The 13,667-nt window shown below is 52.0% G+C and carries 8 protein-coding genes; 3 read left to right on the top strand and 5 right to left on the bottom strand.

All coding sequences use genetic code 11. The features are described 5' to 3' along the window. Positions 1 to 6: 6 nt before the first annotated feature. Both ACYU87_RS09540 and ACYU87_RS09535 read right to left on the bottom strand, forming a co-directional pair. Positions 7 to 891: an N-acetylmuramoyl-L-alanine amidase-like domain-containing protein gene (locus ACYU87_RS09540; protein WP_461133835.1), complete on the bottom strand. Its 885-nt coding sequence runs from the start codon at positions 889 to 891 to the stop codon at positions 7 to 9. 63 nt (positions 892 to 954) lie between these two features. Beyond that, complete coding sequence (locus tag ACYU87_RS09535) at positions 955 to 2,679, bottom strand: alpha-amylase family protein (RefSeq protein WP_461133834.1); 1,725 nt, start codon at positions 2,677 to 2,679, stop codon at positions 955 to 957. A gap of 151 nt (positions 2,680 to 2,830) precedes the next feature. Between ACYU87_RS09535 and ACYU87_RS09530 the strand changes: the two genes are divergently transcribed. After that, the gene (locus ACYU87_RS09530) at positions 2,831 to 4,708 is read left to right on the top strand and encodes a glycoside hydrolase family 13 protein (RefSeq protein ID WP_461133833.1); all 1,878 of its coding nucleotides are present in this window, start codon (positions 2,831 to 2,833) and stop codon (positions 4,706 to 4,708) included. Between the two features lie 99 nt (positions 4,709 to 4,807). Continuing rightward, the gene (gene pgmB, locus ACYU87_RS09525; RefSeq protein ID WP_461133832.1) at positions 4,808 to 5,464 is read left to right on the top strand and encodes a beta-phosphoglucomutase; all 657 of its coding nucleotides are present in this window, start codon (positions 4,808 to 4,810) and stop codon (positions 5,462 to 5,464) included. A gap of 113 nt (positions 5,465 to 5,577) precedes the next feature. Here pgmB and ACYU87_RS09520 read toward each other — a convergent pair whose 3' ends face one another. From ACYU87_RS09520 to ACYU87_RS09510, 3 genes are all read right to left on the bottom strand, one after another. Then, positions 5,578 to 8,121 carry a DUF5686 and carboxypeptidase-like regulatory domain-containing protein gene (locus tag ACYU87_RS09520; protein WP_461133831.1) on the bottom strand — a complete coding sequence of 848 codons (2,544 nt, stop codon included), beginning with the start codon at positions 8,119 to 8,121 and terminating at the stop codon, positions 5,578 to 5,580. A gap of 124 nt (positions 8,122 to 8,245) precedes the next feature. Beyond that, positions 8,246 to 8,962: a DUF4405 domain-containing protein gene (locus tag ACYU87_RS09515; RefSeq protein WP_461133830.1), complete on the bottom strand. Its 717-nt coding sequence runs from the start codon at positions 8,960 to 8,962 to the stop codon at positions 8,246 to 8,248. Between the two features lie 145 nt (positions 8,963 to 9,107). After that, complete coding sequence (locus ACYU87_RS09510) at positions 9,108 to 11,918, bottom strand: TonB-dependent receptor (protein WP_461133829.1); 2,811 nt, start codon at positions 11,916 to 11,918, stop codon at positions 9,108 to 9,110. 274 nt (positions 11,919 to 12,192) lie between these two features. On the opposite strand from ACYU87_RS09510, the gene ACYU87_RS09505 reads away from it, so the two are divergent. Continuing rightward, complete coding sequence (locus ACYU87_RS09505; protein ID WP_461133828.1) at positions 12,193 to 13,656, top strand: glycosyltransferase family 39 protein; 1,464 nt, start codon at positions 12,193 to 12,195, stop codon at positions 13,654 to 13,656. Positions 13,657 to 13,667: the final 11 nt, after the last annotated feature.

Here is a 13,667-nt window from a genome sequence, read left to right as displayed (position 1 = left end):
CCTGAACTATTTTCCCTGGAGAGCAGCCGCATTGGCCACACTGCCCGGTACTGACTTAAGTCGGGCTACACGGATACCCGACAGGCGCTTGTGCCATTGAACGTATTCGCTGATGGGATACGCCGAGACAACCACCATGCCCTGGTCTGATGAGGCATGGAGAAGGTGCATGCGGCCGTTGGGTTGCCGAACGGCTAACCCTACGTGCTTCATGTCGAGGCCGGGGCGGGCTGCAATCATCATGACAATGTCGCCCTCGTGGAGCTGGGCTTCGGCCTGCCGGACGTTCTTTGTGGGAATAAATGAAAAGGATTGCTGGCTTAGTGAAGCCTCCGTGAGTGCGACTTGCTTGAATACATCCGGGTTACTTAACAGCGGATACTTATAGGTTGCCGATGTCATGTACGAAACGGGCTTCGCAACGGTCAGACTACCAGGGAGTTCACCACTTACGTCGGCGATTAATCCTTTTCGTTCGTTATCCCGAAGCCAATCCGAGAAATAGTGTAACCGGCTGGCGTATCCATCCATTCGGCCGTTTCGATACCGTAACCGGGTCAGGAAGCTACGGAATGACTGCTCGGTCAGAGTGGGGTTTGGTTTGTTGGCAACGTCCTGCCAGGCCAGCGTGAGGGCCAGCACGCTTTCTAAATACGTAGTGCAATCGAAAGCCCGCAGGTTAACTACCAGTTGTTCCGTCAGGCCTTGGTCGAGCGTATTCGGGATATAAGGTTTGCCGAGAAATTGTTTGCCGATGGCTATGGCCGTTTCGGCCGGGGGTTGGCCACTAACGAGCGTCAGCGAACGTAGATCGCCGGATGTGGTGGTATCCTGTGCCCGTGTACTTAGAAAAAAAAACAGCAGGAAAAGTACAGTAATTAATTTTGTCATGAATGGATGGTAACGCTCGGGTACAGCCTGCCTACAGGACCATACCCGAAGTGTACCACAAATCTACACCTTAATTTCCAGCACCCGCACACTCCAGGGAGGAAGCACCAGCGGGATACCCGTTCGGCCAACGGCTTCCAGAGTTTCGCTGGTCAGGAAAATATCGGTTAGCCGGAGCAAAGCCGACGGGTCGATCCCCATCGCATCGAATGCTGCCGCAGGAATAGCAATCGTTGTGTCGTAGGTTGTGTATGGCGAAAAGTTGCAGATGATGAGCAATTTCTGACGGTCGGTATACCGAAGATAGCTATAAAGCTGGTGCGCATCGTATCCGGCGCTCTGCCCCTGATCGTTTACGTATTGCAGGTCGTAAAAATAGCCGCTCTGGATGGCGTCGGACCCGTTGACGAGGTAATTCAACTGCTGGTAAAAAGCCCGTAGCTGCCGTTGTTCGTCGGTTAGGCCAGCGCCCGTGTATTGGCCGTGGCTGAGCCATTGTTGCCATTCGGGAATGCCCCAGTAATCAAAGATGGTTGTGCGCCCATCATCGCCACTGAACCCTTCGGCACCCTCCGCCCGAACGCCGATCTCCTGACCAAAATACAGCAGAACAGGACCCGTATGCATAGTTGCCGACAGGGTCATGGCTGGCACAGCGGCCCACGGGTTGTGGGCGAAGAAACGCGAGGCAATCCGTTGTTCGTCGTGGTTTTCGAGAAACCGAAGCATGTGTTGCGAAAAATCACCGGACTCCTGTTGCCAGACCCGTGTCAGGTCGTAACATGAGCCGTGGCCTTCCATCAATCGCCGGACGGCATCGTACAGCCCAACTTTGTCGTAGAGATAATCGAAACCGCCGTCCAGAATAAAGGGTCGGTACAAACCAGGTTCGTAAATCTCCGCAATAAAAATCAGGGAAGGGTAACGCTGCTTAACCTGGCGGATGGCCCAGTGCCAGAATTCGATAGGGACCATGTGGGCCATGTCGCACCGGAACCCATCGACGCCCTTGGCCGACCAGAAAAGCAGAATGTCGAGCATTTGTGTCCAGGTTGCCGGAACCGGATCGACATGAAAGCTTCCGTTAAAGACATTGATGCCGTAATTCAGTTTAATCGTTTCGTACCAGTCGTTGCGGTCGGGGGTGGCCGTAATAGAGCCGCTACCCGTTACTTTGGCCGGATATTCGTGCAGTGCACGCGATGGTGTCTGGCTGTCAACTGGTTCGGGAGCAACGAACAGTTGCCCTGGCAGGTAATAAAAATTGTTGTTCGGCGCGAAGCCTACGGATGTGTCGTCTTGCTGGCCGAGGTCAACGACCGACTGGGGTTTGCTATCAGACTGATATTGCCGGGCTACGTGATTCGGAATAAAATCAATGATAACTTTCAGGCCGTGCGCGTGGGTGCGTTGCACGAGGGCGTCAAATTCGGCCATGCGATCGGGCACGCTGACGGCCAGATCGGGGTCGACGTCGTAATAGTCTTTAATGGCGTAGGGCGACCCGGCACGACCTTTTACCACCGCCGGGTCGTCGGGCAGAATACCGTAAGTCGAATAATCGGTCTGGGTAGCGTGCTCCAGAATCCCGGTGTACCAGACGTGCGAAATACCAAACTGCCGGATCGACTGGAGCGCTGCGTCGTTGATGTCGTTGAACTTCCCGCAACCATTTTCGGCATAGGTTCCATTCCACTGGTTTGTCGTCAACTGGTTGCCGAACAGGCGCGTAAAAATCTGATAAATAACCAGTTTGTCTATCAGCGGAACAACGGATGGCGTATGCATAAAGGGAGGTCAGTTCGATATAGAAGAGTTCATAAAGTTGTCTGACGCAAAACTATGGCCTTTTTTTGACGAAAATACTGGGTTATTTTTACGTTATTGTGCATTATTCTTAGTCTGTAACCTAATCTGACGCGTTTATATAAATCCATCTATGAAAAGAATTGCGTTTACTCTACTTATCTTTTTGTCAGCGTGCGCATCAGTTGCTCTGGCGCAGGGCGTGCAGATACAGCGCGTGAACCCCACAAACTGGTGGGTAGGCATGAAAAACCCGGCCCTGCAATTGATGGTGTATGGCCCGAATGCCGGAACCCTGACCTACACAATCAACTATGCCGGCGTCAAACTGCTGAAAACGCATACCGTCGAAAACCCCAACTACGCCTTCCTCGATATTACCGTTGCACCGACAACCAAAGCGGGCACCATTCAGATTGTGGGCAAGCGCGGAAGTCAAATCCTGACCCAGCCGTTTGACTTGAAAGCCCGTGGCAAGACCCCGAAAGGACAGGGGGTTACGGCCGCCGACTTTATATACCTGATCATGCCGGATCGGTTTGCCAATGGTGATCCGGGGAATGATAAATTCCCGGATATGCTCGATAAGGAAGCCGACACCAAAAATCCCTACCTGCGGCACGGGGGCGATTTTAAAGGTATTATTGACCGGCTCGATTACCTGAAAGACCTGGGTGTTACGGCGCTCTGGCTGACCCCCGTACTCGACAATGATGAAACCCTGAAAAAAGAAGGCCCTGATCGAAATCAGGCCGGCTATCACGGCTACCACTTTACAGACCATTATAAAATTGACAAACGATTTGGTGGTAACGCGGGCTACGTCGAACTGGCTGCAGCCCTGCACGCACGGGGGATGAAACTGGTGCAGGATGCGGTGTACAACCACATCAGCGATGATCATTGGTTTTTCAAAGACAAGCCCATGAAAGACTGGGTCAATGAGTGGCCGAGCTATACCGGCTCGACTCACAAAGAGCAATCCCTTTACGATCCGCACGGGTCTACTGCCGATAAGAAAACATTGCTCGACGGCTGGTTTACGCCTTTCCTGCCGGACATGAATCAGCGTAACCCATTTGTCGCCAACTTCCTGATTCAACACGCTATCTGGTCAACGGAGATGTTCAGCCTCGACGCTTGGCGTATTGATACGTACAAATACAATGACCTGGCGTTTATGAATCGTTGCAATCAGGCGTTGATAAACGAGTACCCGAAGATTCATTTATTCGGTGAATCGGTCGTGAATAATCCGGTGGGGCAGTCCTTTTTTGTGAAAAATACGGTAGGTTTTCCGTTCAAGAGCAACCAGCCGGGTGCGCTGGATTTTGTCCTGTACAATGCCTTCAACGACGCCCTGAATCAGAAATACGACTGGGATTCAGGCGTAAACCGGATTCACCAGGTGCTGGCCCAGGACGATGTGTATGTCGATCCCAACAAGCTGGTCACCTTTCTGGAAAATCACGATACGGATCGTTACCTGTCCGTTATTGGCGATGATTACGATAAATACAAAATGGGAGTTACCTGGCTGCTCACGACCAGGGGCATACCGCATTGGTACTACGGCACCGAGATTCTGATGAATGGCACCAAAAATCCCAGCGATGCCGAAGTACGCAAAGATTTTCCGGGCGGTTTTCCGGGCGACAGGAACAATAAATTTGAAACGGCCGGGCGAACGGATAAAGAAAATGCCGCCTTCCAGTTTGTTCGTAAACTAGCCACCTACCGTCGCGACAACCCGGTGTTGCATACGGGTAAACTTATGCAATTTTTGCCGCAGGAGAGCACGTATGTGTACTTCCGCTACGACGGGAGCAAAACCGTTATGGTGGCGACCAACACGGGGGATAAAGAAATCGGACTGGACACGGGCCGTTTCAGCGAACGAATGACGGGTTTTACGTCGGCCCGCGACGTGCTGACCGACGCTAGACTAACTGATCTGAAACTGATAAAACTGCCTGCCAAAACAGCGATGGTACTGGAACTGGTCAGGTAAATGGGCTGGTTTCTACGCCTGGTAAGCATGAACGGGTAGCCGTACTTGCCTAAATCTGGCTACCTTTGGGGCTTACTTTATACAGCCAAAAAAGCGCAAATGAGTCAGATAAAAGCTTTTCTTTTCGACCTCGACGGGGTTATTGTAGACACGGCAATTTACCATTACCAAGCCTGGAAACGACTGGCCACGGAGCTTGGCTTCGACATTTCCGAGGAGTTTAATGAGGGGCTCAAAGGCGTTAGCCGAATGGACTCCCTGGATCTTATTCTGGCTCACGGCGGGGTGACCCTGTCCGACGAGGAAAAGACGAAACTGGCGGATCAGAAGAATAACTGGTACCTCGAACTCGTCAGCCGTATGACAGCGGAAGCTATCCTGCCGGGTGTGGCTACTTTTTTCTCGCAGGTGCACAAGGCAGGTCTGAAAACAGCGCTTGGTTCGGTCAGTAAAAACGCTCCCCTTATTCTGGAGCGCATCGGCATGACCGACGCCTTCGATGTTATTATCGACGGTACCAAAATCAGCAAAGGCAAGCCCGATCCGGAAGTGTTCACGAAAGGAGCGGCTGAATTAGGCGTCAGCCCGGCGGAATGCGTCGTGTTTGAAGATGCCGTTGCGGGCGTAGAGGCCGGCAAACGGGGTGGTATGTTTGTCGTTGGCCTCGGCTCACCGGATACACTCGCCCAAGCCGATTTGGTTGCCCCATCTCTGGCAGACTTAACGGTCGATGAGGTGCTGAGCAAGAGTGAATAGGTAATGTTTTCTTTTTCAGGAGTAGACCTGATGTAAAAATACGCTGAAGCGAGTACGTCAATACGGTAACGATGTCGTCCCAAACGGCACTTGGCTAGTTGGGACGACATCGGTTAAAACGAGATCCAGCCAGAGAACTTGATGGCAAAGGGGGTGACAGGTATGCCCGTTCGGCCGAGATTGTCGCGGTAGGTGAGCCGATGAATGGCATCTACACGCAGTACTTTAAAGATATTATCGACCCCATACCCGACTTCGACGTAGGGCGTTCCGTTTAGCGAACTAAAGCTTTCTACAGCTTGTCCGGCTTCGGTTGTTGCTGGGATGACGGCTAGATTAGCCGTCGACACGCTTCCGACCAGCACTTTCGCCGTAACGAGTTCGCGCCATTTCAACCGACGCAGGCCGGGAACCCGATTCAGCAGCAACCCACCAAAATTATGCTCGATCTGGAGCGTTGCCCAGCGGTCGCAGATAAACTCAAAGTAGTTCATCAGGTTGTAGGCATTGCCAACGTAAAACGAGGATTCGTTGCCCAGTGGCGTATAGAGCAAAGGGTAGGGGACCGTAGACGGAATAAGGCCCGCGCCAACACTATAATAAGTCCTGCCCAGAATGCCCAGTCGAACAGAGTGTTTCATGTTCAGAGCAATACGCTGGTAGGTAAAATCGCTGCCAAGTACGTTCCGAAGACCCAGCGAATAACGCAGGGTGAAAATCGGTTTACGGATGGCTCCTGAACTGACCCGCACATTGTCATTTTGCAGCATGACCTCGTCGGGGGCGAAACGGGTCTCGGAAATCAGCTCCGTGATCTGGTATTGACTCCGAATGCGCTGATCATTATCCTGTAGCTGGGGCTGGAACGCAAACGGGAACAGCGGTTCGAATGTACGGCTGCGTAACGCCACTGTCTGTGTAAATCCCTGGCCTACTTCCCGACGAACGTACGCTAGCTTCTCATCCTGAAAATAAGCCCGGCGGATCGTTCCAAACCGCGAATAAGCCCCAAATAACGAATTGTTGCCAATATTGTCCGACGAGATGCCCACGCGTTCCAGATCGTAACTCTGCCGGACACCAATAACGGTCCACGGCTTGCGGCTGACGATATACTCGACGTTGGCGCTGTATTTTAGTCGTTCATCCTGCGTACCATAGGCTGCGTACCCGCTCAACTGCCACCGGCGGCTAAAACCAGCATTGGTGCGTAAACCAAGCCGGAACCGATGGCCCTCAATATTGTTGCTGGCGTACGTGTACAGAAGCGGCCCCAGTTCAATATTCCATTTGCCGAGTGGCTTATACCCTAAAACACCGATTCGGATGATCTCCCCGGCTATTTTGATAAATGGTACATTTCGAACAGAATCGACCACCTGCATGGCCCGTAACTCATTCGGCATGAGTGACGTAGGACGTACGCTTTGCCAGTAGGCAACATCCGCTTCCTTATAGTTGTCAGCTAGTTCAATCGACGGGTCATAAAAACCAACGTCTTTGGGCTGATTTTCGATAATGTTGCTGGAGGCTGTAAAAAAGCGAATCAGGGCACCCGGCGCGCGGGGAGTTGGTTCGTCCGTGTCAATGGTTACCTGCGTCTGGGTAGGGAAGCGAAGTCCGGAAGCCATGGTTTCCCAGTCCTGTTCGATGTGTAGTTCGTCGACAAAATTGATATTCGCCCGTTTGTCGACCCGGGCATCGATCTGGGCCAGCGCCCGGTGCAGGGTATCGATTAGAACCGTTCCGGTAAAAGCCAGGTCACTGGCTCGTTTGGGCGTAAACTCGATCGCAAAGCATACCGCGTTGTTGAGTAAGACCGTATCTTTTAATCGGAATGTGTAAACCGTTTCCCACTGGTTACCCATTGGCGAGGGAATATCCTTTTGCAGAATGGACAGCGAATTTCGGTAAAAGTTGTACTGTTGAAAAGAGGCCCCCGTTAACTGGGCGATCAGGCCATTATCGCTGACACCCACCCCCGTTATGTGGGATTTCAGGACGTGTTCTTTGCCTTTTATCGGACTTGTGCGGGCGTAAAAAGTAGAAACGGTTTCGGAGATAAATACCGGTACAGCGGGCTGGCCATTCACATCCGTGATGGCGGGAAGCTTCCCTAATAACCGACTAATGGGGCCTGGCTTCTTGTTGTTTTTACGCTTTTGCGTGAAGTTATTGATATAACCTTCCACTTTGGTATAGCTCTCGTACTGGTACGCGAGCAGTTTGGCCGGGTTGTAATCATCGCGCCGACGAACGGCTTCCCGCATGATGCGGTAGGCCGGGTCGCCCCCTCTGGCGTATACCTTTACTTCCTGAAGTTTAGTGGCTGCGGCCGTTAACCGGGCGTTGATGGTCTGCGTTGTCAGCGCCAAAATAGGGTAGGAGCCCGTACGATACCCCAGACTCAACACGATCAGGGAGTCAGATAGCTGAGCAAGACGGAGAGAATACCGCCCCTCCACGTCGGAGGTAGTGCCGGATGTTTTGCCTTTCACCGCAATGCTGGCAAAAGGAATTCCCTCACCCGTTGCTGCATCCGTTACTCGCCCTGTAACCACATAGGTCGCTGGTTGAGCCGTTGCCAGCAGCACTAAGCCAGGCTGCACCAATAATAGCAAAAAGCAGGTAACTGTGCCGTATAAGTTTAGCTTCATTCAATCTCAGGCAAGACAGGTATCGATACAGTAACTCTCCAATAGTCAATAGAGTTTACTATTGTACGCTGTCTAGGCCACTTTCGTTGCAGTGGGGCGTGCCGCACTGATCGCAATCCGCCCATTACTGCACCGACGGAAAGGCACGCTGGGCCGCAATGATCTGCCATTTTTTGTCCTGCTCTTTCAGTAAATGGGTATACACAGATGGCGAAGTGGCCGTCGAATTCGTGGCTGTACCATACACCAAGATCAGGTGGTCGTCGAGGATTTCAGCATGGTCAACTTTGGCCTTAACGACTTCAGGACCGGTGCGTTTCAGAATATTTTTCTGTATATCAGAGCCGCTCAGAATGGTGCCAGCTTCGGTGAGCATCGTTGTTTTAACGGGCATGATGGCCGCCAGAGCTCCGGTATCTCCTTTCGTATAGGCCGTAGCGTAAGCTGTTTCAACCGCGCTGGCAATGGAGTCGACTTTAGTCTGGGCCATCGGTCCACCGCGTGGCCGTTCGCCCCGTACCAAATCTTTACCGGCATTGGCCAGTCCTTTAAAAAACGGCAAATCAAAACCGATACCCAGGGCAAAAATGACCACAAGAACGACCGGAATAACAAACTCCTTCTGGATGGCTCCCGTCCGGCGGTTTTTGGTGTACCCCGTTATCGATGCCCAGTTATTGACAATATGAAACAGCGACGCGGCCACGAACAATACCCCAAACCAGGCGTGGGTATGATCGACCAGGTGAGAGCCCTGTCCGAAGTAAATCAAAAGGCCGGTGACGGACAGTACAAAGAATACCGCAGCAACGGATAAACTGACCAGGTTTTTGGATTTCATAGGAATGGCTGTGTAAGTGATCTGGTAAAAATACGTGCGGAAAAGGCAAAAAGAAACCCCTTCCGCAAAGCAGAAGGGATTGATCACCAACCTAATCTAATTGTCAGAAACCCCGCCAGTATGTCTGGCGGGGTGTAGTTTCATACTAGCGTGGACGACCACCGCCGGAACGGGTACCACCCGATGGAGCCGATTGTTGAGCAGGCTGCTGCTGGTTATCGCCACCGCCTTCGCCGTCTTTCACGTCGTCGTTGTTCACCGATTTTTTTCGTTTTTGTGGTGCATCGAAGCTCATTTTACCAAGCTTGTAACTGAAGGTCATGCGAACACCTGCGTTGTAAAAACTCGTTTCCGAATTCTGGCTCAGGATGGGCGACGACAGTTCTGAACGCTGGACAAATGGGTGGTTGAAAATATTTTCGGCGGCCAGTCCCAAACTCGCTCTTTTGTCGTTAAACTCTTTCCGCATGCCAATGCTGTAGAAGTACATGGCGCTTTGGTAACCCTGTAACTGGACCTGTTTGCCCCGGCCCCCGCCGAACAATTGAAAGCCCCAGCCATTGCTCAGTGAAAGACTGCTCTGAATGCGTCCGGCTATAACCAGACCAGAATTTGAGGCAGCATAAACCGGGTTTGCATTGTTATTTGTCAGGCTCACGTGGTAAACGTCGATACCACCCCCCAGCTGAAGTTTACGGAACAGTGTTCCATTTCCAAACAGATTCACTCCGTAAGCGTCCTGATGGCCAACGTTTTGGTAGTTCGTCTGAATTACCTGCTGAAACACCTGGCTGATTGGGTCGCCGATGGGCTGTTGAACAACATCCCGAACGGCCGTGATCTCACCGTTAGTTCGCCGACCGAATAACGACGCGTTCAGGTACAGTCCTTTAATGTTACCGCTGGTGCTGAACTCAATGTTATCGGTGAACTCAGGCGACAGGAGCGGGTTACCGCGTGTGATGTTGGTCGGGTTGGACGAGTTAACGTTTGGGTTCAAGAACTGAATACCAGGCCGCTGAATTCGGCGGTTATAGGCCAGTTTCAAAATCCGGCCTCCTTTCAGACTTTTAGAAATGTTAACGCTTGGAACAAGGGTACCGTAGTTCGGAATGTCTGTGGGCGTTGCTGTGGCTTCGTTGCTGAAACGGGCGTCGATGATGGTGTATTCGTAACGCGCTCCGGCTTTGATGGTGTACTTATTCTTCGTTGTCAGCGTATAGGACAGGTACGAAGCACCGATGTTCTGGTTGTAGTAGAGTGTGTTCGCTGGCCGGGAATTGTCAAGAACGAAATCGCCCGTGTCGCCCGTGGCGAGGTAGTACTGGTAGTCACTGTTTGCCTTCCGGAAAATACCTTTCACGCCAAATTCAAGCAATTGATTTGTTTTGATGGGCGTCTGGTAATCAATCTGGAGCGTGGATTCCTGGTTGTAGCTTAAGTTATCGTTGCGGATTCTGGACGAGATGGTCTGGAAATCAGTTCCCCCCAGAATATCTGACACAAAGTCGTTCGTCCGGTTGTTCCGGCTGAATAAAGCAAGAATGCTGAACTCCTGCTGCGGCTTATAAATCTTGGTGTACGTTACGTTCGCATCGACCGTACCCGATAAATCGGTGGTCTTTACGTTCCGGTCACTAACGGTCGGGAAGTAACTGGTTGGTGCGAAAGTCTGCGTCAGCAGGTTGTTTTGCTGGGTTGTGCCATTCCGGGCACCATACCGAATGCTGGCCGTGAGCGACGTCCGTTTGTCAATATCGTAATCCCAGCCCAACTGATAGTTACCAAACAGTCGCTGGCTCAGGGTCGTAGCTGTTTGCAGCGTGCGGGTAAAGGCAGAGTACGTATTGGTTGCCTGGTCGTAAGACCGGGTGCTCTGGTCATTCAAGAACGCTCCCTTTACGTTGTATTCGGCCCGCCCGAAACCACTCAGCGAGAAGCCCATCTTGCCCGTGCGGTAATTGCCGCTTAGGCCCAGGTTACTACCCCGGTTTCCTACACCACCGTTCACGTCGAGAGTAGCACCTTGCAGGGTTGTCTTTTTGGTGACAATGTTGATAATACCCGCTGATCCTTCGGCATCGTACTTGGCCGATGGCGACGTAATTACTTCGACTGTTTTGATCATGTCGGCTGGAATCTGCTTTAACGCATCGGCTACGCTGCTGGCGACAATGGTACTGGGCTTGTTGTTGATCAGGACCGTAACGTTGGCACTACCCCGAAGGCTCACGTTGCCGTCCAGATCGACCGACAGCATGGGCACTTTCCGGAGAATATCGCCGGCATCGCCCCCTTTGGCGGCAATATCCTTATCGGCGTTGTACACCAGCCGGTCCACTTTCTCTTCAATCATGGCAGCTTGCCCTACTACGTTTACTTCATTGAGTGTTCGAACGTCGGCTGCCAGTTTAATGGTGCCCAGATTGATGTCGCTGTTGCGGTCAATGGTAATGAGGCTGCTCCGTTTGTCTTTGTACCCGATAAACGAGTACTGAAGTCTGTATTTGCCGGGGGCTATTTTACCAATCGTGAACTTACCTTTTGCATCAGCCGTGGTGCCGTCAATGGGCTTATTCGTCGTGGTGTTGAGGAGGGCAATCGTGGCAAATTCAACCGGTTTGGTGTTTGCGGAGTCAGTGAGCACACCGCTGATTTTGCCATTCCCGCGGGCAATCGGGTCCGTCTCCGACGTAGTCGTGGCGGGCTGGGGCTGCGTACCCGGTGCCTGAATCAGGGTAGGACCACCCGGCGCGGTAAAATTTCCCGGAGGGGTGGTTGCTGGGGTAGTGCCAAACGGATCGGGTACCGGATTGGCGGGGGTAACAACCGGGGTTGGCTGGCTCGTTGATGGGGTAACGGCAGTACCACTGGCTGGCGCACCCGGTACTGTAGGGGTTTGAGCGAACAGCGTTGTGGAACTAACGATGAGTAAGGACAGTAGCAGGGCTTTCATGAGATTGTCTAATTAACGGGCTAAAGTTGGTCCTGCCTGTTTGCACCAAAAAAACAATCTGGCCGAATGCCGTTTTTTTTGTCCCGAAAGCAAAAAATAGCCGGGTGAAGAATAAACGGGCAGCTGGAACTTTTAGGCAGGAACTGGCTGGTCTATTAACCCGCGGGATGGCCGAACGGTTAATAAAAAGGTTTTGACCGGGCTGGTGCCTTATTCCTAAACCAGTACATTTGTCGGTTACTGGGCTTCTTGTCCAAAGCAGTTTTTACGGTTTATGACGCGACTCTTTTTATTTCTGGCTTTTTTCTGTCCCTTCTTTTTTCTGTTTACCTACAATTCTGGCTATGGTTACGATGCGTACGAATATTTAATCATTGGTCGCAGCCTCAACGAAGGGTACGTACTGTACGACTTTATTCCATCCAAATCCTACTTACTGTATTCCTCCACAAATGTTTTACTGAATCTGCTGGGGGGCTACAACCATGTCAGTGTTTCCGGGCTCATTACGTTGCTGGCAACCGGGGTGGTTGTATCGGCCTGGCGGGCAGCGCGTTTGTTTAGTGAGCGAGCGGCTCTCATTGCCGTGGGATTAACGGCCGCCAGTTGCTGTTTTATGGAAATGAATTTCCTCGAACCAGAAAGCTGGGTGTCAATCTTTGGGCTGAACGCGTTTACGCTGGCGGTAGGTGGAAAGCAACACTCAACCTGGCGCTGGCTGGGGGCGGGCGTTTTACTGGGTATGGCCATGTGTTTCAAAAGCGTTGCCGCTTTCTACGTCGTAGGATTTGGGGCGTTTATTTTCGTGCTGTTCTTGACCGGTCGACTCACGTTCTGGCCCATGGTTGGACGGGGAATGGTCGTCTTGCTGGGCTTTGCCCTACCACTCGTCTTTTCGGCCTTGTATTTTTACCTGACCAATCGATTGGAGGCTCACCTGGAATGGACCTATATCTATCCGTTCGGTGGGTACCCGGCTCACACCATCTTTCTGGTAAAATTTCTCATCAAGCTAAGCTGGTTCCTGCTATTACTGGCCGTTTCGTTTGGGCTGGTCTGGCAGCAACCTTACCGTAAACAATACCAGCAGACTCCTGCCCTCTGGCTGGCTTTACTGATGGCCGCCTTCGCCTGCGTGGCCATGCTCAAGACTCAGGCCAGTCATTATTTCTTTCCGGCAGCCGTTTTTTTTGCCCTGCACCTCGGCTTTATGGCCGATGCCTGGTTGAGCCAGTATGAGGCCCGCCATCAGACGATGTCATACCGGCTGGTATTGTTGGGAGGTGGTCTGGTAGTTGTGCTGTTGCTGATCAGCGGATTACTTTACCGGCCCGCCACGATCAAGCGGCTGGTGACTATTGCTGATTATTCGGGTGAGGAGCAGGCGGGGGCGTTTATTCGGGAAAAGGCTGGCCCAACCGGAAAGGTATTACTTTTTGATAACGCCTTGAGCCTGTACTACTTATCGGATCGGGAACCGAATGTGCCGTTTGTTTTTACCGAAATGCAGACATCGCACTACATTGAATCGCACCCCGATACATACGGACAGGCCCTGGCCGATACCAGCCTGAAACTGGTTGTGTTCGGCAACCGGTCGAGCGTTATTGACGACAGTACGGCCCTGAGTAAACCGGCCAATGCCTATGCCATTCAGCAGTTACGAGCTGGCTTGCAGAAGAATTTCGTACAGGTTAAAGATTCCCGTTTTCCGTTGCTGTACTGGGTGCGAAAGTAACCCGAAAGTTG

The organism is Spirosoma lituiforme, assembly GCF_054776635.1.
This window is presented reverse-complemented; position numbering and strand designations above follow the sequence as displayed.

What these genes read in the sequence shown, in the direction of transcription:
- ACYU87_RS09540 (WP_461133835.1), bottom strand. Translation starts at nt 891, where the DNA reads ATGACAAAATTAATTACTGTACTTTTCCTGCTGTTTTTTTTTCTAAGT.
- ACYU87_RS09535 (WP_461133834.1), bottom strand. Translation starts at nt 2,679, where the DNA reads ATGCATACGCCATCCGTTGTTCCGCTGATAGACAAACTGGTTATTTAT.
- ACYU87_RS09530 (WP_461133833.1), top strand. Translation starts at nt 2,831, where the DNA reads ATGAAAAGAATTGCGTTTACTCTACTTATCTTTTTGTCAGCGTGCGCA.
- pgmB (WP_461133832.1), top strand. Translation starts at nt 4,808, where the DNA reads ATGAGTCAGATAAAAGCTTTTCTTTTCGACCTCGACGGGGTTATTGTA.
- ACYU87_RS09520 (WP_461133831.1), bottom strand. Translation starts at nt 8,121, where the DNA reads ATGAAGCTAAACTTATACGGCACAGTTACCTGCTTTTTGCTATTATTG.
- ACYU87_RS09515 (WP_461133830.1), bottom strand. Translation starts at nt 8,962, where the DNA reads ATGAAATCCAAAAACCTGGTCAGTTTATCCGTTGCTGCGGTATTCTTT.
- ACYU87_RS09510 (WP_461133829.1), bottom strand. Translation starts at nt 11,918, where the DNA reads ATGAAAGCCCTGCTACTGTCCTTACTCATCGTTAGTTCCACAACGCTG.
- ACYU87_RS09505 (WP_461133828.1), top strand. Translation starts at nt 12,193, where the DNA reads ATGACGCGACTCTTTTTATTTCTGGCTTTTTTCTGTCCCTTCTTTTTT.